General features: G+C 60.6%; 22 protein-coding genes. 14 read left to right on the plus strand and 8 right to left on the minus strand.

The genetic code is table 11. The features are described from left to right. Positions 1–3 precede the first annotated feature (3 nt). The gene (locus BLV18_RS22210; protein WP_139211011.1) at positions 4–381 is read right to left on the minus strand and encodes a hypothetical protein; all 378 of its coding nucleotides are present in this window, start codon (positions 379–381) and stop codon (positions 4–6) included. 425 nt (positions 382–806) lie between these two features. Here BLV18_RS22210 and BLV18_RS07875 point away from each other — a divergent pair, with 425 nt between their 5' ends. After that, on the plus strand, positions 807–1,157 hold the full coding sequence (locus tag BLV18_RS07875; protein WP_090357529.1) for a LexA family protein: 351 nt from the start codon (positions 807–809) through the stop codon (positions 1,155–1,157). Positions 1,158–1,930: 773 nt separating this feature from the next. Here BLV18_RS07875 and BLV18_RS07885 read toward each other — a convergent pair. Next, a complete protein-coding gene (locus tag BLV18_RS07885; protein ID WP_090357532.1) occupies positions 1,931–2,794 on the minus strand; it encodes an MBL fold metallo-hydrolase in 864 nt (287 codons plus the stop codon). Between the two features lie 91 nt (positions 2,795–2,885). Here BLV18_RS07885 and BLV18_RS07890 point away from each other — a divergent pair, with 91 nt between their 5' ends. From BLV18_RS07890 to BLV18_RS07905, 4 genes are all read left to right on the plus strand, one after another. Next, positions 2,886–3,215, plus strand: coding sequence for an ArsR/SmtB family transcription factor (locus tag BLV18_RS07890; RefSeq protein ID WP_049859180.1), 330 nt, complete (start codon positions 2,886–2,888; stop codon positions 3,213–3,215). 41 nt (positions 3,216–3,256) lie between these two features. Then, a complete protein-coding gene (locus tag BLV18_RS07895) occupies positions 3,257–4,822 on the plus strand; it encodes a bifunctional protein tyrosine phosphatase family protein/NAD(P)/FAD-dependent oxidoreductase (protein WP_090357534.1) in 1,566 nt (521 codons plus the stop codon). Positions 4,823–4,826: 4 nt separating this feature from the next. Then, positions 4,827–5,624 carry a sulfite exporter TauE/SafE family protein gene (locus BLV18_RS07900; RefSeq protein WP_090357536.1) on the plus strand — a complete coding sequence of 266 codons (798 nt, stop codon included), beginning with the start codon at positions 4,827–4,829 and terminating at the stop codon, positions 5,622–5,624. A 184-nt stretch (positions 5,625–5,808) separates the two neighbouring features. Next, positions 5,809–6,153, plus strand: coding sequence for a DUF1654 domain-containing protein (locus tag BLV18_RS07905; RefSeq protein ID WP_056843041.1), 345 nt, complete (start codon positions 5,809–5,811; stop codon positions 6,151–6,153). Positions 6,154–6,201: 48 nt separating this feature from the next. On the opposite strand, the gene BLV18_RS07910 is transcribed toward BLV18_RS07905, so the two are convergent. Next, positions 6,202–7,029, minus strand: a complete 828-nt coding sequence (locus BLV18_RS07910; protein ID WP_090357538.1) for an XRE family transcriptional regulator — start codon at positions 7,027–7,029, stop codon at positions 6,202–6,204. A 106-nt stretch (positions 7,030–7,135) separates the two neighbouring features. Between BLV18_RS07910 and BLV18_RS07915 the strand changes: the two genes are divergently transcribed. The 8 genes from BLV18_RS07915 to BLV18_RS07950 all read left to right on the plus strand — a co-directional run bounded on the left by BLV18_RS07915 (position 7,136) and on the right by BLV18_RS07950 (position 12,059). Further along, positions 7,136–7,891, plus strand: a complete 756-nt coding sequence (locus BLV18_RS07915) for a DnaT-like ssDNA-binding domain-containing protein (protein WP_090357541.1) — start codon at positions 7,136–7,138, stop codon at positions 7,889–7,891. Further along, positions 7,888–8,586, plus strand: coding sequence for a replication protein P (locus BLV18_RS07920; protein WP_090357543.1), 699 nt, complete (start codon positions 7,888–7,890; stop codon positions 8,584–8,586). The genes BLV18_RS07915 and BLV18_RS07920 overlap by 4 nt, the downstream gene beginning before the upstream one ends. 34 nt (positions 8,587–8,620) lie before the next feature. Continuing rightward, complete coding sequence (locus tag BLV18_RS07925) at positions 8,621–9,214, plus strand: hypothetical protein (RefSeq protein WP_244156819.1); 594 nt, start codon at positions 8,621–8,623, stop codon at positions 9,212–9,214. 286 nt (positions 9,215–9,500) lie between these two features. Then, positions 9,501–9,686: a Com family DNA-binding transcriptional regulator gene (locus BLV18_RS07930; protein ID WP_090357545.1), complete on the plus strand. Its 186-nt coding sequence runs from the start codon at positions 9,501–9,503 to the stop codon at positions 9,684–9,686. Between the two features lie 6 nt (positions 9,687–9,692). Then, positions 9,693–10,421 (plus strand): polysaccharide lyase family 7 protein, encoded by a 729-nt coding sequence (locus BLV18_RS07935; RefSeq protein WP_090357548.1) that lies wholly within the window; start codon positions 9,693–9,695, stop codon positions 10,419–10,421. 185 nt (positions 10,422–10,606) lie between these two features. Continuing rightward, positions 10,607–10,978, plus strand: coding sequence for a chemotaxis protein (locus tag BLV18_RS07940; RefSeq protein ID WP_049859186.1), 372 nt, complete (start codon positions 10,607–10,609; stop codon positions 10,976–10,978). A gap of 89 nt (positions 10,979–11,067) precedes the next feature. Beyond that, a complete protein-coding gene (locus BLV18_RS07945; protein ID WP_090357550.1) occupies positions 11,068–11,508 on the plus strand; it encodes a lysozyme in 441 nt (146 codons plus the stop codon). Next, positions 11,508–12,059, plus strand: a complete 552-nt coding sequence (locus BLV18_RS07950) for a DUF2514 family protein (RefSeq protein ID WP_090357553.1) — start codon at positions 11,508–11,510, stop codon at positions 12,057–12,059. The genes BLV18_RS07945 and BLV18_RS07950 overlap by 1 nt, the downstream gene beginning before the upstream one ends. 46 nt (positions 12,060–12,105) lie before the next feature. Here BLV18_RS07950 and BLV18_RS07955 read toward each other — a convergent pair whose 3' ends face one another. The 4 genes from BLV18_RS07955 to BLV18_RS07970 form a co-directional block, all read right to left on the minus strand. Continuing rightward, a complete protein-coding gene (locus tag BLV18_RS07955; protein ID WP_208598880.1) occupies positions 12,106–12,987 on the minus strand; it encodes an alpha/beta fold hydrolase in 882 nt (293 codons plus the stop codon). Between the two features lie 111 nt (positions 12,988–13,098). Continuing rightward, positions 13,099–13,890 carry a phosphate/phosphite/phosphonate ABC transporter substrate-binding protein gene (locus BLV18_RS07960; protein WP_090357558.1) on the minus strand — a complete coding sequence of 264 codons (792 nt, stop codon included), beginning with the start codon at positions 13,888–13,890 and terminating at the stop codon, positions 13,099–13,101. 2 nt (positions 13,891–13,892) lie between these two features. Next, positions 13,893–14,837: a fatty acid desaturase gene (locus BLV18_RS07965; RefSeq protein ID WP_090357559.1), complete on the minus strand. Its 945-nt coding sequence runs from the start codon at positions 14,835–14,837 to the stop codon at positions 13,893–13,895. Positions 14,838–14,968: 131 nt separating this feature from the next. Next, a complete protein-coding gene (locus BLV18_RS07970) occupies positions 14,969–15,193 on the minus strand; it encodes a hypothetical protein (protein WP_090357561.1) in 225 nt (74 codons plus the stop codon). A 224-nt stretch (positions 15,194–15,417) separates the two neighbouring features. Between BLV18_RS07970 and BLV18_RS07975 the strand changes: the two genes are divergently transcribed. Beyond that, on the plus strand, positions 15,418–16,440 hold the full coding sequence (locus BLV18_RS07975; RefSeq protein ID WP_090357563.1) for an aldo/keto reductase: 1,023 nt from the start codon (positions 15,418–15,420) through the stop codon (positions 16,438–16,440). Here the strand turns inward: BLV18_RS07975 and BLV18_RS07980 are convergent. Further along, positions 16,431–18,023: a putative bifunctional diguanylate cyclase/phosphodiesterase gene (locus tag BLV18_RS07980; protein ID WP_090357565.1), complete on the minus strand. Its 1,593-nt coding sequence runs from the start codon at positions 18,021–18,023 to the stop codon at positions 16,431–16,433. The two genes, BLV18_RS07975 and BLV18_RS07980, sit on opposite strands and share 10 nt — an antisense overlap. Between the last annotated feature and the right edge of the window lie 90 nt (positions 18,024–18,113).

Raw genomic sequence — 18,113 nt, forward strand, 5'->3', positions numbered from 1 at the left:
TATCTAAAGCGACCTAAGCCAGGAAATAACACTTAGGTATGAAGGGCTAGCTGAGAGCTGGATTATGTTGCTTATCGTACTCGAAAGATTTGAGCTGTTTTGAAGGTAATCTTTAAGCTTTGATGTTTTTATTAAATTTACTTTTTCTTCATCAGATCTTTCGCCTTTCGATTTTAAGAGCGACAGTGCATCAATCAAAGCATCCGGCGGTGTGTCTTTAGGTAGAGCAATGTGTTCGAAAAGTGACACAGGCTCACGCTCTTGATATCCAATCTCCCTAGCCGATATTCTTCCTCCGTCGAAAACAACCTCAGTGCCATGCGAAACAGATATTCCAATGTTTGCGCCATCAATGACAACGTTAGTGAACTTTGCAGGCATGGTTAAATCCTTTTAAAGTTTAATTTAATTAAGCTTATTTAATTTCAGTATCAATCGGCTGGATCAGCGCGAGTTCTCTCCACAATTCACAGTAGATCAAGCCAAGGGAATTTGCTCTGACCGCCCGTCAGCTTGCAGTAGGGGTTGCGCAGGAATGGTTGGGTTGAGTCGACGAGCTGCTGCCACCCATCACAGCTTCTGCAGCGGATGTGCGGGAAGGGGTCATCGTGCACAGATCGGAACTTGGTCCAGGTGTCTACGTCACTGGGCTTGGGTGTCAGATTCAGCCATCCCGGCGTGTCGATATCCGCCTCCGTTCTTCTGGAGTAATGATAGTCGCCAGAGCCGTTCCTCGTTGCAGGATTGCAAAGCCCGGCTGGCTGGTGCAAGAATACTGTTCATCTGTACAGTGTTCGAGCCATGCCATGGAAAGCCCATTCCAATCCGAAGCCCTCAACATCTCCCTTGATGACCTGCTGTGCATCCGCGCGCCCGGAACTTATCTGGTTCGCGTGGCCGGGGACAGCATGACCCGCGCGGGGATCTTCGATGGTGATCTGCTGATCGTCGACAAGGGTGCAGAAGTGAAGCAGGGCCAGGTGGTGATCGGCGTGGTGAACCAAGAGCCGATGGTGAAGCGCCTGGATTATGTCCGGGGCATGCCCGTGCTGAGGTCTGAAGGTACGGGCCACCACCGCTTCATCATGGAAGGCGACGAGTTCACCGTTTGGGGCGTCGTCACCCACAGCGTACGCCAGCATGGCGTCGAACCATGAGGTGCCAGGTCACCCGCAGGATGCTACAGGGGAAGCCGATTGATGCGGCCGAGGTACGGGCGCTTCCGCCGGCGGTTGGCGATCTGCGGATCAACGACGAGATGTGCCAGGCCCTGGGCCGGACATCGAAGACGGCCAGTGTCCGAGGGGTGAATTCAATCGGGCCGAGTGAGCTGCCGCTGCTGCATGAGGCGGTGCTGTCATGGATGGCGCCGAACGGGTTCGTTCTGAGCGGCCTGGAGGAAGAGGGAGGTTGCCTCTATGCGCAGTCTTGGTGGTGCAGGAATTTGGGATAGAGTTGGGCAGAACGCCCGAGGAAGGATGCGTGAGGTGCTGCGTGACTTTTGCGTGACTCTCATGAAACCCTGTGAGCACCTATGAGCATTCGGTTGCAGCGAGCGCCAAGGAAAAGTGCCTATTTACAGGGGTTTAGAGCTGTCTGCACGCATGGGGTGCAAGGGGTCGAGTGTTCGAATCACTCCGTCCCGACCATTTATTCCTGAGTAAAATCAGACAATTAAGCCACTTCCTGAAAGTGGCTTTTTTGTGCCTGCGTAAAAAAATGCGCAAAACTATCTCGCAATACCGCTGATATCCAAGTCTGCTTGGACCTCCGACCAGACCACGTCCGCATGGTTTCACTTGCAGGTACGCGTCATCTCTTCGCTGGCGTGGCCGGCGATCTTCTGTCCGTCCTCTCCGGCGAGCTTGTACAGGTGTAGCGACAGAGCAGGGATCTCACTAAAGCCTGGCACTTCCTCTTCCTGCCATTTTCAAAACCTGTTCACCGGAATCTTCAAGCTGCACAACCCGCTCTCATCCGCAGGCGGAAGATTCCCGGCCCGGATGTTCACCTGTATCGCCGGCAACAACAGCGCAGGAACCGACAGGGTGGCATCACGCGCTGTGCGCATGCGCACGAACGACGCCAGATCCGCAGCGTCGCTGACGTGGATGTTCTTCTCCCGCTGCTCGGCCACGGTGGTTGTCCAGCACGCCTCTCTGCCAGCGGGAGGGTAGTCGTGGCACATGTACAGTCGGGTGTGTAGGGGCAGGCTCAGCAGGCGTTTGATCGATCCGTACATTTGTTCGGCATCCCCGCCCGGAAAGTCGCATCGGGCGGTGCCCACATCAGGCATGAACAGCGTATCGCCGACGAGGACATGTGAGTCGTCGACCTGATAGGCGATGTCCGCCGGCGTGTGTCCAGGTACATGCAGAACTTTCACCGGGATCGCGCCGATGTGAAACGTCTCGTCGGCCTCGAACAGCCTGTCGAACTGCGAACCATCGGGCAGGAAACTGGGTTCGAGGTTGTAGATGTCGCGAAACACTTTCTGCACCGCAGTGATCTGCGCACCGATGCCGATCTGGCCGCCAAGTGCATCCCTGAGGTAGGCACTGGCGGAGAGATGATCCGCATGCGCGTGGGTTTCCAGCAGCCACTGCACCTGCAGCCGGTGCTCGTTCACGAACGCGATGATACGGTCTGCGTTGTCGGTGTGGATGCGTCCGGCCTTGGCATCGTAATCCAGCACCGGGTCGACAATCGCGCAAGGTCCTCCCGGAGCCTCGAAAACGACATAGCTCACGGTTGCCGTGGCGGTGTCGTAGAAACCTTCGATCTGCGCAGCCATTGGCAGCCTCCTTCAATGCACGTCATTACACTATATTGAAAGATATACTATCCAATCGTAGACTGTCGATCTTCCACCGTCGGGGCTTGCCATGTCTGCTCAATTGTCTGCCGAGGAAATCGGTCTGCTGCGCGATTCAGCCTCCAAGGCGTGTGCCTTGCTCAAGGCGTTGGCCAATGAGGACCGTCTGTTGTTGCTGTGCCAACTGACGCAGGGCGAGCGCAACGTGGGAGAGTTGGAGGCATTGTCCGGGATCAGGCAGCCGACGTTGTCGCAGCAGTTGGGCGTGCTGCGTGACGAGGGCATGGTCAACACGCGCAGGATGGGTAAGTACATCTACTACTCGTTGGCCAGCTTCGAAGTGGTCTCGTTGATGCAGACGCTGTCGGGCCTGTACTGCGGCCAGGCGCTCAAGAAGTAAGCCTCTGCACCCTCATACAGCGTACATGCCTGGAGTTTGCAATGGAGCAAGTGGTAAAGCGTATAGATGCAGGGTTCTCGGTGGCGGGCCAGCTCGAGCCGGGTGATCTGCCGCAGGTGCGGGCGCAAGGCTTCGCCAGCGTGATCTGCAATCGTCCGGATCAAGAGGGTGGGGCGGAGCAACCCGATCATCTGGCCATGGAGCGCACGGCCCTCGCTTCAGGGTTGGAATTTCACTATCTGCCTGTGGCCAGCTCCGGTGCAACCGATGCGCAGGGTCAAGCGCTGAAGGCACTGCTGGGGCGGCTGCCCAAGCCCATTCTTGCCTACTGCCGTACCGGCAATCGATCCGCCAGACTCTACGAGCTGGCAACCAAGGGCAGCCCTGAAACCCGGCAGTACGAGGTCGTGATCATGGGCGGTGGTTCTGCCGGCATCGCTGCCGCGGCCAGTCTGCTCAAGCGGGATGCGTCGCTACGCGTTGCGATCGTCGAGCCCGCCAGCGAGCATTACTACCAGCCCGCCTGGACGCTCGTGGGCGGGGGCGCCTACAACATCGATGACACCTTGCGTCCAATGGCCAGCGTCATTCCCCAGGGCGCGCACTGGATCAAGGCGTCGGTATCGGCCTTCGCGCCCGGCCGTCAGCGTGTGTTGCTCAGCGATGGTACCGAGCTGGGTTACCAGCAGCTCATCGTCTGCCCCGGCCTGCAGCTGGCCTGGGAGAAAATCGAGGGTCTCGAAGACACCCTTGGCAAGCATGGGGTGACCTCGAACTACCGACACGACCTGGCGCCCTACACCTGGGAACTGGTGCGCGCTCTGCGCAGCGGGAACGTCTTGTTCAGCCAGCCAGCGATGCCGATCAAATGCGCAGGCGCACCGCAGAAGGCGATGTACCTGTCCTGCGATCACTGGCGCAAGGAGGGCGTGCTGAAGTCGATTTCCGTGGAATTCAACCTGGCGGGGCCTGCGTTGTTCGGGGTTGCCACATTCGTCGCCCCGCTGATGAAGTACGTCGAAGCGTACGGCGCAGCACTGGCCTTTCAGTCCAATCTGGTCAAGGTCGATGGTCCCGGCAAGACCGCCTGGTTCGATGTCACGGACGCGCACGGCAATGTGACCCGTGTGCAGAAGCGTTTCGATGTCCTGCACGTCGTGCCACCCCAACAAGCGCCGGATGTGATTCGTCGCAGCGAACTGGCCGACAAGGCAGGCTGGTTCGAGGTCGACCCGGCGACCTTGCAGCATCCGCGCTATCCGGAAATCTTCGCCGCAGGCGATGTCTGCGGCACCAGCAACGCCAAGACTGCTGCGGCAGCCCGCAAGCAGGTTGTGGTGGTTGCAGAAAACCTCATTGCATTGCGCAAGGGCCTTGAACTGCCTCGTCGTTACGACGGTTACGGTTCGTGTCCGCTTACCGTCGAGAAGGGCAAGGTCATATTGGCCGAATTCGGCTACGGCGGGAAACTGCTGCCGACGTTTCCCATGGACCCGACCATACCGCGTAGGTCGGCGTGGTTCCTCAAGGCGCGGTTGCTGCCATGGTTCTATTGGAACGGCATGCTCAAGGGGCGCGAGTGGTTCACCGACTGCGCCTCGAAGTGAGCGGATGCTGACGTTCCTGCTGGGGGCCTGCGTGGGCCTGGTGCTGGGGCTCACCGGCGCAGGTGGTGGCATCCTGGCGATTCCGGCGCTGACTCTGGGGCTGGGTTGGTCGGTGACCCAGGCCACGCCCGTCGCCTTGCTTGCGGTCGGCAGCGCGGCGCTGATCGGCGCGATGCAGGGGCTGCGCCAAGGCCTGGTGCGCTACAAGGCGGCAGCCACCATGGCCGCCGTAGGCTGGTTGGTTGCGCCGCTGGGACTTTACGCCGCCGCGCGAGTCCCTGGCACAGTGCTGATGATCTTGTTCGCCGCAGTCATGCTGGTGGTGGCTTGTCGGATGTACCTGCAGGCCAGGGCAGACAGCGAAGCGCAAGGCACGTTGCAGCGTAACTGCATGCTCGATCCTGCCACGGGCCGACTCGACTGGAATGCCCGCTGCCTGGCCACCCTCGCCTCGATTGGCGCAGCGTCGGGATTTCTGACCGGCCTGTTGGGCGTGGGGGGAGGATTTCTCATCGTCCCCGCCTTTCGAAAGTTCAGCGATGTGCGCATGCACGGTGTGGTCGCCACCTCGTTGATGGTCGTCACGCTGGTCTCGCTGGGCACCTTGGGCCATCTGTTCAGCCAGGGGGTTACGTTTTCATCGGCAGGCGCCTTGTTCACCGTATCGGCACTGGTCGGGATGATTGGTGGTCGCCTTGCGGCGCCGAACCTGCCTGCACGGCTTTTGCAGCAAATGTTTTCTGTGCTCTGCGTCTGCGTGAGCCTGCTGATGCTGGGCAAGGCTTTCCTTGCCATTGGATGAGCGGTCCAGACAGCTAATGCTGCAGTGCTGCCCGAAGGATGCCGCTCGTGCGGGCATGCGCCGGTGCATCATCCGACCCCTGCATGCTTGAAGGAAAAATCCCACAACGCAGGGTTCCCATTTCCCGCAGCCCTCGTTATGCTTCCGCCTACTACTGGATATGCATACAGCTTCAGGGGGCGGTATGGTGGGGCACGTGGAGGCGGCGCACGAGGAGCGCCAAGGATTGACAGGGATGGAGCGCCTGAGCTTGCGCGTGTCCGAAATGATCAATCATCCGATCGCCCAACTTCAGCGATGGGTGACTATTGCCAGGCTGGACAGCGATGGCGACAGGGAATGGCACGAGGTGCTGGGCATACTGGCGGATACCGACGAACTGGAGTTGTCGCACAATGATGACGGTAGCGTAACGGTCCGGTGGGAGGAGCCCGAGAAGAAAGGCCGGCCGGGCGTGGATGAATGGGAGCAGGATAGCCAGGTGGAAACGGATCCCTGGGCCTCCGACTCCAGATCGGCGCCATTCTGAATGTGAATGTACAGATAGCGCCTGCCTTTATTGAGCTTCAGCCGCCCGTCAAACGGGCTGCCCATTCCACACGTACAACACCCGGGCCAGGATGTGCGTATCGTCTACGCGGATTTCTTCCGGGTCGTGATGCTCGTTGTCCGAGATCATCTTGAACCGATCCTTGCCTTTCTTCTGAAGACGCTTCACATAGAGCATCTCATCGTGGGAGAAAAGGTAGATGCCGTCGCCGGTGAACTCGCGAATCGTCACATCCACCAGCAGGGGATCGCGATCCTTGATCGTCGGCGCCATCGACTGGCCCCAGCCGGTGATCATCTTCAGATGAAAGTGCTCCTTGAACCTGACCCCCATCTCGCGAAGGTGCTGCGGGCTGACCCTGATGTCCTGGAGCATTTCCGGGTATTCATGGGGAATCTGCCCGCCACCCATGGCGGCGCGCACGTCGTAATGGGCAATCCACACCTCATCCCCGATCTGGCCAGGGCGCGAGAAATCGACCGTGATGACGTTGTCTCCATGCTCGGCAGTGGCAAGAATCCTTTGCTTCAAGCCTTCCGGCAGTTTGGAAGCGCGCGCCAGCATGTCCTTCACCAGCGCTATGGCCGAAGCCGGCTCGGCCTGTGCTGCCGAGTCCTGGGTCGCGGCAGCATCCAGTGGCGCATAGCCTCTCAATTGATCGGTGCTGATCCGAAAGTGATCGGCGATCGGCCGCACCTGGGTGTCGGTCGGGTTCTTGATTCCCTTGGGGCCGTTGGGCTTGAGTATTCGCGAGATCGTGGGCTGACCGACCTTCGTCAGGGCTGAAAGCCTGGCCTGGTTCAGTCCTTCGCGAGCCATCAGCTCGGCCAGAATTTTATCGATAGTTTTATGCATGAGTGCAATCCTCGCTTCAGGCGGTGCATACATCAAGGATGCACTCTGTTTACAAGTATGCACCAGTGCATTATTGTGTGCATATATTTACAGGGAGAGTCAGTAAATGGCCCGTATCCGCACCGTCAAACCCGAGTTCTGGTCGAGCGAGCAGGTCATGTCCTGCCGCCCATTGGCCCGTCTGCTGTTCATTGGTCTTTGGAATTTCTGCGACGACGGCGGCAACCATCCGCTGTCACCCAGGACGATCAAGGCGCTCGTGTTTCCCGGCGATGACATGACCAGCGATGAGGTCAGCGAACTGTTGGGCGAGCTGGAAGGCGCCCATCTGACGCGTCGCTACACCGTCGAGGGCAAGCAGTACTTGCATGTCATGGGCTGGAAGCATCAGAAGATCGAGAAAAAGAACTTCAGGCATCCGCCTTTTCCCGCGGCGCTCTACGACGAATCGTCGAGCGGTCGTCGACCGCTCGACGCCGGAAGGGAAGGGAATGGAACAGGAGAAGATCAACACAACTCGCTCGGCGCGGGCGTTGAACATCCCCCTGAATCAGTCGATCCCACAGCGGCTTGCCAGATGAGCCTCGAGTGGAAGCCCGACCCGCGCTTGCTGGCCGCCTTCGCCAAACGCATGGGTCTGGCCGAGGCGCTGTTCACGCATGAGGCCATCGGTGCGTTCGTCTGTCACTACGCCGCCTCTGGCCGTTTCGAGACGCCGCTGGCCTGGGTGAGTCTGCTGGTGAAGTGGATCAAGCGCGATGCGGCCACCGGCGCGAGCGTCCATCCGTTCCCGTTGCGCAAGGCCAGCGAGCCTGATTTCGATGACACTTCGTGGGCCGAAGGGCTGATGGTGAAGGCATGAAATCAGTGAATCAGTTGCTGGCATCCGCTCACAATCTGCCTGCGGTCGAGACGGTCCAGGCTGTGCCGGTTTCGGCCGAAACCACCGCAGTCGTCAATGCACTGTTTCGCAAGCTGCGCGGAATCTTCCCGGCCTGGCGCCAGGCGTGGCCATCGACCGAGGCACTGAACGCGGCGAAGGAAGAGTGGATCCAGGGGTTCGCGGCGCAGGGTATCCGTTCGCTGGAGCAGATCGAGTTCGGTATCCAGAACTGCCGCAAGGCGCAGAAGCCGTTCGCACCAAGCGTGGGTGAGTTCATCGCCATGTGCAGGCCAGGCCCCGAATGCCTGGGCATGCCGTCGGCGATGGAGGCGTGGATCGAAGTGCTGATGGGCACTTACAGCCATGAGGGCGTCCATCTGGCGGCCAGGGCCACCGGTTTGTTCGATCTGCGTGGGGCCAGGCCGGACGATAAAGGCCTGCGCCAGCGCTTCGACCGTCACTATGCGGTCATCCTGCTGCGCGCGCAGGCGGGCCGCCCCATGGAAGCCGTGATCCAGATTGACCAGGAGCGGCGCAAGACCAAGCTGCAGCGTGCTGATGAACACGCCGATCGTCAGGTGCAGGCGAGGATGATTCAGCAGGGTATTCCAGCGGACGGTACTCAGGCCCGCGAGCTGCTGATGGCGACAGTGGGCAAGCGGAGCATTTCGTAATGACTGACTGCGGCGAATTCAAGGAGAGCACAGCATGATGCAACTCAACAACGCCCGGTCAGCCTGGCACGACGCTTTGTATAGCCCATGGGACCGCCAAGGTGCGCACTTCGAACAGATCGGCCGTCTGGGCTGCTCGGTGCAAAAGACCGCGAAGTCGATCAACAGCCGGCACGCGATGCACCAGTCGATCTCGGCGCGGATCCAGCAGGCGATCGCAACACTGCCGGGTTATCTGCAGGCCTTTGGCAACCATCTGTACAGTCCGCTCAGCGATATCGATGAGCAAGAAGAGGCGCAGGAGCGCGTGCTGCACATCGCTTATGCCGCCGGCCCGAAGATGACGGCGCGCAAGTTGGAGAAGGCGCGGTATGTGGCTCAAGTGGTGCTGTTGCGCTACAAGCGTCTGAACCAGGGCGGGCAGGGGGAGGGGATCGACCCTCTACCAACAGTGGAGAAGATGCGCGAGTACATTCTGGAAACTTCAGGGGTGCGACTGGTGGGTGATCAGTGGGCCAGGGACTGGGGAAGTTTCGTCGATCGCTGTTTCGATGCCTGCAGCCAACTGGATAAGGCTGCGTTGACGCCCGTTGCAAAAACAATCGCTGCCATGAAAGAAGTTGCTTGATCTTTTGTCGGCGCTCAGGCATCATTTTCCCATCTTGAGCATTTCGTCTTCATAACCTTGCTCCAAGAAAATCACTTTAAAGACCCGACCTAGCGTCGGGTTTTTTTATGCCTGACAGAAACCTGAGAGCCCCGAACATTTCGGGGCTTTCGCGTTTCTGCACTTCGCAAAAATGAAGCGTTGCGTTCGCGGGCGCCGTAACTCGCAAAGGACCCGCCTGCACGCTTGCCACCTCCAATGGCCCAGCCGCGGCGTGCAACGTAGCTGAAATCAAAGGACTTAGCAGATGTTGAAAGACTGCCGATGCGGTAAATGCAAACGACTGCTTGCCCGCATGGGCGAGTTCACTGAGCTCCAGATCAAATGTACCCGCTGCGGGACGTTGAATCATGTGAAGGCCACGAGCCTCGAGCGATCGCCTGTGAGCGACACGAAAGCGGAATCCTCCGCATCAAACTCAACTCAAAGGTGACTTCACATGGCAACTTCCCCAATCGATCTTCACTGGTCCCTGACCACCCCCGAAGCTGACGGCGACTCGGCCAAGACCTACACGCCCTCGCAAGTAGCGGCTATCACCGGCAACAAGTACTTCGAGATCACCGACAGCTACCTGCGGTTCACGGCGCCGGTCAATGGTTTCACCACCGCACGATCCACCAAGACCCGTAGCGAGTTCCGGGAATACAAGCCCGGCACCAATCAGGAGTGGAACTGGGAAGCTACCGGCGGCACCCATGCCATGGGTGCGTCGCTGGTCGTCAACAGTGTTCCCGACAAGGTAGACACGCGAGAAGGCTCGGTATACATCGGCCAGATCCATGTCGACAATGGCGAGAGCCCGCTTTTCAAATTCACCTACGAAAAAGAGCGCGCGCCTGCGACGACTTACAAGGTGGTGGCCTCCTTCCGCGCAGACCCGGCCAAGGATCCTGTCAACAGTGATCTGTTCAAAGGCATCGCGAAGGGTGCCCGGATCCAGTACTACGTCAAAGTCAGTTCGACCGGGGAACTCACCGCCTATGTTCAAGTGGGCGAGGTGCGCGAGAACTTTGCCGGGGATCTGGCGCTGTGGCTGCAACAGAGCACGGCGCCGCTGTTCTACTTCAAGGCCGGTGTCTACAACAACTCCACTGCTACCAGCACCGTGGAGGACGCCAACCAATCCGAAGCGCTGTTTTATAAACTGACCACTACCCACGCCTGACGGTCTTGGAGGTCGCGGATGCTGCTGCCATAACGAAGGCATCCGCGACATCCTTGCGCAACAGCAAGCGTCACACCCTATTTCAGCGAGGCCGGGAGACAACGTGTCTCGACCGGCTCGCAACCCCATCAAACGCTTTTTTGGAAAGAGCGTTTGTATCCCACTTCAAACTTACCGGAGCACTTATGGACCCTAACGACCTCGGCCCGGGCACAGCCGCGTGGCTGGGCGGGACGGGCACCGTATTGCTGGGCGGATTTCTCTGGCTGCGCAAGTTCCTGTCCAGGGATGCCACCGATAGGGCAATGGACAAAGCCGATATCGATACCGTCCGCCGGCTCACGGAATTGCTCGACGCCGAACGCATGGCCCGCAGGGAATCCGACGCCCGCGCCGATCAATTCGCCAAGGAACGCAATGCACTTGCCGCTGCAGTGGGCCGCATGGAAGGCAAGATAGAGGCCCTCACCGGGCAGGTCGCTCAGCTCACGGACAAGGTCACTACGCAAAGTGCCGAGATCGCTCGACTGCGATCACAGCTCGGTGGCTCGGTTTGATGGACACAAGCGCAATGGCGCGTATCGCACCTCACCGCTCACATCTCCTATCCCGCCGCGTGCGGGTTTTTTTTCGTCTGGAGGAACACATGAAGACATCCGCAAAAGGCATCGCTTTGATCAAGTCCGCTGAGGGTTTGAGACTTGAGGCGTATCCGGACCCTGGCACTGGCGGGCCGCCCTGGACGATCGGATACGGCAGTACATCGGGCGTTACCCCTGACAGTGTCATCACCGAGGCCCAGGCTGAGCGAATGCTGGGCGAGGATCTCGTTCGATTCGAGCGGGCTGTGGAGCGGCAGGTGATCGTGCCACTCGACCAAGGGCAATTCGATGCACTGGTGTCGTTCACGTACAACGTCGGCGAAGCCAGCTTTGCCGAATCGACCCTGCTGCATCGGTTGAATGCGGGCGATGCCGCTGGCGCAGCCGAGCAGTTCAGCCGGTGGGTGAGTGCCGGCGGGAAGGTCCTGCCTGGCCTGGTCAGGCGTCGCGCCGCCGAGCGAGCGCTGTTTCTGGGCGTTACGTGATGTCAGGGGTAGCGCAAGTCCGGCTCGTCATCGTGCTGGGGCTGGGCGCCACCGCGCTGTATGGCGCCTACCGCCATGGGGTGACGGCCACCCATGCTGCCAGAGACGCACAGTGGGCGCAGGCCGTGGCCGCCCAGCAGGTCGAACAGGTGCGAGCCGTCCAGGCCGCTCGCGACGATGAGCAACGCTTCCAGCGCGAAGCCAATCAGGTAGGAATCGATGCAAGAAAGGAAATCGCTGCTGCCAATGCCGATGCTGTTGGTCTCGATGCTTCTGGTGACCGCTTGCGCATCCAGGCCGGAACGCTTGCCGCCAACGCTGGTACCTGCGCCAGCACTGCCGGCGCTGCCGACCGAGGCCCGTCAGCCGCCCGCGCCGCCCTGGTGCTCTCCCAATTGCTCGAGCGCGCTGATGCGCGAGCGGGAGACTTGGCGAAGGCTTATGACCGCGCCCGAATAGCCGGTCAGGCGTGCGAGCATGCTTATGATGTGATCAGCGGGCAGCGCGGCGGTCGAGCCCATGATGGCGCCGCTGCGCACGCTCATGAGTGAAGGCACTCCTGGCGCCAACTGCCGGGTACGCAGAACGGCCGGTTCTTCAAATCCCCACCAGGCTCAACACCGCCCGAGCAAACTCATCCGGTGCCTCCTGCGGGACGTTGTGGCCCACGCCTTCGAGAATCGTCCGACGAACAGGGCCGCTGAATCGTCGTAGCGCCTGCTGCTCATCCTGAACCGGAGTGACACCGTCGCTGGCCCCGGCCAGGATGACCGTCGGCACGGCGATGACCGGTTGCTTCGCCAGTCTCTGTTCGATGGCGGCGTACTGCGGATCGCCGTCGACCAGTCCGAAGCGATGGCGATAGGAGTGCGTGACCACGTCGACGAAGTCGGGGGTGTGGAACGACTGCGCCGAGGCCGAAAACACCTCATCGGTGAATGCCCAGGTCGGCGACCATAGGTGCCACAGCAGCTTGCAGAAGGCATCCCGATTGGCTTCAAGGCCGGCGTAGCCACGGGCGCCGTGCAGGTAGTACTGATACCACAAGCGATGCTCGGCTTCCGGGGCGGCGGGGCGGGTCGCATGGGCAATGTCCTGGATGTTGTAGCCCGGCTCGCAACTGACCAGTCCCGCGACGCGCTCGGGCCATAGGGCGGACACCACACATGCGGCGCGGCCGCCCCAGTCGTAGCCGGCAAGTACAGCCTGTGGAATGTTCAAAGCATCCAACAATGCCAGCAGGTCCGCCCCCAAGGCCGCCTGCTCACCCGAGCGAGGCGTGTTGGCAGCGATAAACTGCGTGCCGCCGTATCCGCGCAGGTAGGGGACGATGCATCGGCAACCGGCAGCGGTGATCCGTTCGGCCACCGCGTCGTAGGCGCGGATGTCGTAGGGGAAGCCATGCAACAGCACGACCGCGGGCCCATCGGCTGGGCCAAGGTCCCGGTAGGAGACGTTGAGCACGCCTGCTTGAATCATTTTCACGGGCTCATCCTCCTGTGGGTGATGAGGCTGTGACAACGGCGGGACCAGCGCATCACCGTCCTGAATAGCGATGCAGGCACGAAGTCAGCGCCACGGCGAGGATGCTCACCACAGTTCCTGCTGAGTGATCGCCTGCCGAGCTGCTTCCCGATACCCCAGCAATACGTCGTAATCCTCCAGGGCGGTTTCCTCGACCGTCACGATGCCCAGCACCTCGGCCACCTCGGGCAAATTGGCCAGGGCGGCGTTCATCGCCGCTCTGATCGATTCCGGCTCCGGGCCCTGAAAGCCGGTGATGAACGGCAGGGTCGGCGCATCGGCGGTACGGGCCAGCACGCGCACGCCCGCCACCTCGCTCGGTGCATGCCGAGCCAGGTAGGCGAACGTCACGCTGTCGACGGCAGCCAGGTCGGCTTGATCCAGCGCCACGTGGGCGATGCTCTGGCGATGGCTGCCGGTCGCTTCGAGGTGCTTGAAGAATCGACCGTCGCGCACATGGGCAATGAGCGCGTGGCGCAACAGGTTCATGCCGCTGTTGGAGTCGATGCTGTTGTAGGCACCGCGGCAATTGAAGAACTCGGGGAGGGTCAGGCGTGAGTCATCATGGCGAACGATCAACAGGCTGCAGTGCTGTCCCGTCGATGCGTGGGGCAGCTTGAAACAAGGTCGGCCCACAACGCGGACTCGTTTCTTGAGCTCTGTGACCAGCGGGAAACCGCAGGTTTGCGCGAGCACCAGTTGCGGATGCAGCCAGAGCTCTTGCAGGGAGCCCTGCCAGTTGTCCCGTCGTTGAATACCCAGCAACTGCAGGGTTTCTTCCAGCCAGCGCTGGTAGGCGCCCCCGACGGCGGTGGGTGCGGGGTACATCGACAGTTCGGCGATCACTTCACGACTCATGTTCAGGCGCTGGCGCTGCGCGGGTGCAGGGGGCTGTCCACGGGGCGCACGGCATAGTTGCGGAACAGTTCGCTGTAGCCATTGACCAGAAAATGCCCACTGCGTTGCAGCCAATCGGCCCGCCGCTCGCGGTAGACCCGGGGCAGGTAGTACCAAGGCAACCCCGGCAGGTCATGATGAACCAGGTGCAGATTGAGATTGAGGAACAGCCAGCGCCACGGCCAGCCCGCTTCGTTGAGCACCGAGCGCTGCTCGGGGGCATCGGCGGGACGATGTTCGTAATAGGAACGGACCATGGACAACGCAAGTGCAAGCACGCTGGCCAGCAGGTAGTCGATCACGGGCACGCCGTGACGGGTGATGAACCAGAACAGTACCGCCACGCACGCCAGGTGGGTCGTCCACATCAGCCAGGCCTGCCTGTCACCGCGCACCAGCCGTGCGCACTGATCCTTGGCCAGCCCGGCCAGCGCCAGCGCCGGGCCCACGCTCAGACGGCCGAGCAGGGTTTTGTTCAGCCAATGCAGCGCTCGCCCCAGCCCGGCGCTGCCCGACCAGGTCTGGGCATCGAGGTAGCGGCTTTCAGGGTCGTGCTGCGGCACGGTGATGGTTTCATCACGGTGATGGGCCAGATGGCTGTCGCGATACAGCGTGTAGGGGTACCAGATGGCCAGCGGCGCGTAGCCCAGCAACTTGTTCACGGTGCGCCAGCGTGTGGGATGCCCGTGGAGCAGTTCATGCTGCAGCGACATCCACAGCGTGATGAGGGGGATCAACAGCAGCAGGGTCAGCAGACGCCCGATGGAAGGGGTCAGAGTGATCACCGTCCACCAGCCGCCGGTGATACCCAGCAGCAACAGCCACGTAGGCCACTCGCTGCGCGCGGTCCAGGTGGCCTGCAATTGCAGGATGGAGTGTCGGTGGTGGGCATCCAGGTAGTTAGGCATATGAAGTCACGCAACTGCTGATCGTTATGGGACCGACAGTAGCACTGACGCTTATGTCTGGATAATCACCAAAGGCTCTCTAGAAAGCACTGAATGGAATAAATGATGAGTGCAGAGAATGGGCGTCGAAGTTACGCGGCTTTGCCCATTCTCAATGCTGCACCTTTCAAGTCCTGGATCGACAGTGCCAGAGCACCTGCCTGGTTTTCGATCAGCAGCACGTCGTCGATCAGGTGGTCTATGTTGCGGCTGCGCAGGAAGAGGGCGTGTCCGCTGAGCATCTGATACAGCATCTCCAACTGGAGTGCGGCGTCTTGTACGTCAGCTTGCATTTCCTTGAGGTGGGTGGCGGCCATGAGCTGCTCCAAAGGCTCTATCGTTGTTTTGGCGTCCTGGCCAATCGATGAGCACGGCGTTCTGATAGGGTTGTAACCAGTCTATCGGCCATGCCCCACTGAACTTCAATAGTATTTGTCGATGCTGGCGATAGGCTTCGCGCTTGATGGATCGCCTGGGATAGGCCAGCATCGAGGAACCGGGCCATCGCGATGGCTATTCCCGTCAATGGAGGAATGTACCTGTGAGTGACGTCAGATACCGCCGCCTGGGCCGTCATGGTCTTCAGGTTTCCGAAATCACCCTGGGCACCATGATGTTCGGCGGCCAGACCGACGACGCCACTGCCAAGCGCATCGTCGACGATGCGCTGGAGCAGGGCATCAACGCCATCGACACGGCGAACAACTACAACGATGGCGCCTCGGAAATCACAGTGGGCAAGCTGATCGCCGGGCAGCGTTCGCGCTGGGTGTTGTCGAGCAAGTTCGTCAATCCCAACCCGGGCGTCCAGGGGCCGAATGGACGCGGGGCATCGCGGCACAGTGTGGTCGAGTCGGTGGAAGGCAGCCTGCGTCGTTTGCAGACCGACTATCTGGATCTGTATTACGTGCACCGCGAAGACCCGTTCACCCCGGTCGAGGAAACGGTGCGTGCCTTGGCCGATCTGATACGTGCCGGCAAGATTCGGGGCTACGGGTTGTCGAACCACAGCAGCTGGAAGCTTGCCGAATTCTGCCGTGTTGCAGACCTGCTGAACGTCGAGCGGCCCACCGTCAGCCAGCCGTTGTACAACCTGGCCAATCGGCAGATCGAGAGCGAGCATCTGCCAGCGGCCGAGCATTACGGTATCGGTGTGGTTTCCTATAGCCCATTGGCGCGCGGCGTGCTGACCGCCAAGTACGAGCCCGGCGCCGAGCCCGGCAGCGACACGCGGGCCGGACGCAGTGATCCGCGGCTGCACCAGACCGAATGGCGTCCCGAGTCGCTCGACCTGGCCCAGCGAATCAAGGATCACGCCCAGGCGCGAGGGATTACCTCGGGGCAGTTTGCCTTGGCGTGGGTGCTGAACAATCGGTTGATCAGCTCGACGATCGCCGGCCCGCGCACCGAGGAACAATGGCGGGACTATGTGCCAGCGTTGCAGTACCGGTTCACCGAGGAAGACGAGGCGTTCGTCGATGGCCTGGTCGTGGCAGGCCACAGCTCGACGCCCGGGTACACCGACCCCAGCTACCCGGTGACGGGTCGCCGGGTTCAGTTCTGAGCCGCGACGCAGGCGATCGAAGGCCCGGGAACGGCAGTCGCTATCGTGCTGCCTGCCTGCGGATACCCATATAGGTAGCCCTGAGCATAGTGGCAGCCGTTTTCCGCCAGCCATTTGGGCAGGTAGGGTTGGTGGAAATCCTCGATGCCCTCGGCCGTCACCTTCATGTTCAGGCTGCGTGCCATCCCCAGGATGGCCTCGACCATGGGCAGATGGTCGATGTTTCCGGCTTCGAAGAAGGAACGGTCGATCTTGATCTTGTCGATGGACAGCCGCGTCAGATGATACAGGCCAGAGTAGCCGATCCCGAAGTCATCCAACGCGACGCTGATGCCATGCCCGTGCAGTTTGCTGAGGTTGCGCTGGGCTGCTTCCAGGTTGCCCACCAGCGCTTCTTCGGTGATCTCGACTTCGAATCGCTCGAACGGGAAGTTCTCCTGTTTGAGTTGATCGAAGAGGTGATCCGGAAACAGCTCGTCGGTGATCATCGTCGCACTGACGTTCAGCGACAGATGCAGGTGGTCATCCCAGCGGCTGGCCGCTCGACAGGCTTGCCTGACCAGCGAGCGCGTCATCGCCGGAATCAGCCCCAGACGCTCCAGGATCGGTATGAAATCCCCGGGCATGCCGGTGCTGCCATCGGGCTTGAGCCAGCGTGCAAGGACCTCGAAACCCACGATCTGCTGTGAGGGCAGGGTGACGATGGGCTGGAAGAACGGCACGATTTCTTCTCGGTCGACCGCTTGCTTGAGCGCCAGATCCAGATCGGCTTGAGCGCGCATCAGCCGCTCGTAATCGTTGTCGTAGAAATTGAACGTCGAGCGACCGGTGTTTTTTCCCCGGTACATGGCGGTGTCTGCGCAATGCAACAGGGACGAGGCTTCCCTGGCGTCCATCCATGAACGGGAAATGCCGATGGTCGCGCCCAGGCGCCCGCGCAGCGTAGCTTCGAGTACCGGCTCGCTCAGCCAGCGCACCGTCAGCTCGGCGATTTCGCTGAGTTCGCTTTCTTCCCGGTGGCCCTGGAACATCAGGCAGAATTCGTCCCCGCCCAGGCGCGCGGCCGTGCCCGCGTGGATTGCGGCAATGCCCTGCAGTCGATGAGCGATCTCCACCAACACGCTGTCTCCCGCCGAGTGACCGTGCTGATCGTTGATGGCCTTGAAATGGTCCAGGTCGATCAGCAAGATCGCCACGGGCCGACTTTCGTCCAAATGTTTATGCAGGACGTCCATGAATACGCGTCGATTGATCAGCCCACTGAGGGCGTCGTACTTGGCCAGGGTCTCGGTCTGCGCCTGGATGATTTGCAGGCGCCGATAGCTCGATTGCGTATTGACCACCAGGCGCTTGAGCACAACGGTGGGGAGGATCAGGGACAGCATCGAAAAGCCCGAGGCCGTCAGGACGAAGCGCCAGCGTTCGGCGTCTTCGAAATCACCGTCGTAGGGCAGGTTCAGCCAATGCATGACGGAGGCTTCGAGGTGGAATTCCCAGAGCATGGAAAGACCCACCACGGTAAGCAGACTGAGCAGCAGAAGCGTGGGCAGGCGGCACGGATTTCGGCGGTGTAGATCGGTCATGGTGGCCTCGCAGGGCCAGGTGGAGGATGGAGTGATGTCAGACAGCCATTATTCCATAAGTGTTCCCACCGCTGATCGGCATTCGTGTGC

Origin of the sequence: Pseudomonas coleopterorum (assembly GCF_900105555.1) — a bacterium.
GTDB lineage: Bacteria > Pseudomonadota > Gammaproteobacteria > Pseudomonadales > Pseudomonadaceae > Aquipseudomonas > Aquipseudomonas coleopterorum.

Bases quoted from the DNA above. Each gene is read 5' to 3' on its own strand.
- BLV18_RS07925 (WP_244156819.1), top strand. From the start codon at position 8,621: ATGATGCAACTCAACAACGCCCGGTCAGCCTGGCACGACGCTTTGTAT.
- BLV18_RS07900 (WP_090357536.1), top strand. From the start codon at position 4,827: ATGCTGACGTTCCTGCTGGGGGCCTGCGTGGGCCTGGTGCTGGGGCTC.
- BLV18_RS07895 (WP_090357534.1), top strand. From the start codon at position 3,257: ATGGAGCAAGTGGTAAAGCGTATAGATGCAGGGTTCTCGGTGGCGGGC.
- BLV18_RS07970 (WP_090357561.1), bottom strand. From the start codon at position 15,193: ATGGCCGCCACCCACCTCAAGGAAATGCAAGCTGACGTACAAGACGCC.
- BLV18_RS07905 (WP_056843041.1), top strand. From the start codon at position 5,809: ATGGTGGGGCACGTGGAGGCGGCGCACGAGGAGCGCCAAGGATTGACA.
- BLV18_RS07915 (WP_090357541.1), top strand. From the start codon at position 7,136: ATGGCCCGTATCCGCACCGTCAAACCCGAGTTCTGGTCGAGCGAGCAG.
- BLV18_RS07935 (WP_090357548.1), top strand. From the start codon at position 9,693: ATGGCAACTTCCCCAATCGATCTTCACTGGTCCCTGACCACCCCCGAA.
- BLV18_RS07955 (WP_208598880.1), bottom strand. From the start codon at position 12,987: ATGATTCAAGCAGGCGTGCTCAACGTCTCCTACCGGGACCTTGGCCCA.
- BLV18_RS07965 (WP_090357559.1), bottom strand. From the start codon at position 14,837: ATGCCTAACTACCTGGATGCCCACCACCGACACTCCATCCTGCAATTG.
- BLV18_RS07945 (WP_090357550.1), top strand. From the start codon at position 11,068: ATGAAGACATCCGCAAAAGGCATCGCTTTGATCAAGTCCGCTGAGGGT.
- BLV18_RS22210 (WP_139211011.1), bottom strand. From the start codon at position 381: ATGCCTGCAAAGTTCACTAACGTTGTCATTGATGGCGCAAACATTGGA.
- BLV18_RS07960 (WP_090357558.1), bottom strand. From the start codon at position 13,890: ATGAGTCGTGAAGTGATCGCCGAACTGTCGATGTACCCCGCACCCACC.
- BLV18_RS07980 (WP_090357565.1), bottom strand. From the start codon at position 18,023: ATGACCGATCTACACCGCCGAAATCCGTGCCGCCTGCCCACGCTTCTG.
- BLV18_RS07930 (WP_090357545.1), top strand. From the start codon at position 9,501: ATGTTGAAAGACTGCCGATGCGGTAAATGCAAACGACTGCTTGCCCGC.
- BLV18_RS07950 (WP_090357553.1), top strand. From the start codon at position 11,508: ATGTCAGGGGTAGCGCAAGTCCGGCTCGTCATCGTGCTGGGGCTGGGC.
- BLV18_RS07885 (WP_090357532.1), bottom strand. From the start codon at position 2,794: ATGGCTGCGCAGATCGAAGGTTTCTACGACACCGCCACGGCAACCGTG.
- BLV18_RS07890 (WP_049859180.1), top strand. From the start codon at position 2,886: ATGTCTGCTCAATTGTCTGCCGAGGAAATCGGTCTGCTGCGCGATTCA.
- BLV18_RS07910 (WP_090357538.1), bottom strand. From the start codon at position 7,029: ATGCATAAAACTATCGATAAAATTCTGGCCGAGCTGATGGCTCGCGAA.
- BLV18_RS07920 (WP_090357543.1), top strand. From the start codon at position 7,888: ATGAAATCAGTGAATCAGTTGCTGGCATCCGCTCACAATCTGCCTGCG.
- BLV18_RS07875 (WP_090357529.1), top strand. From the start codon at position 807: ATGGAAAGCCCATTCCAATCCGAAGCCCTCAACATCTCCCTTGATGAC.
- BLV18_RS07940 (WP_049859186.1), top strand. From the start codon at position 10,607: ATGGACCCTAACGACCTCGGCCCGGGCACAGCCGCGTGGCTGGGCGGG.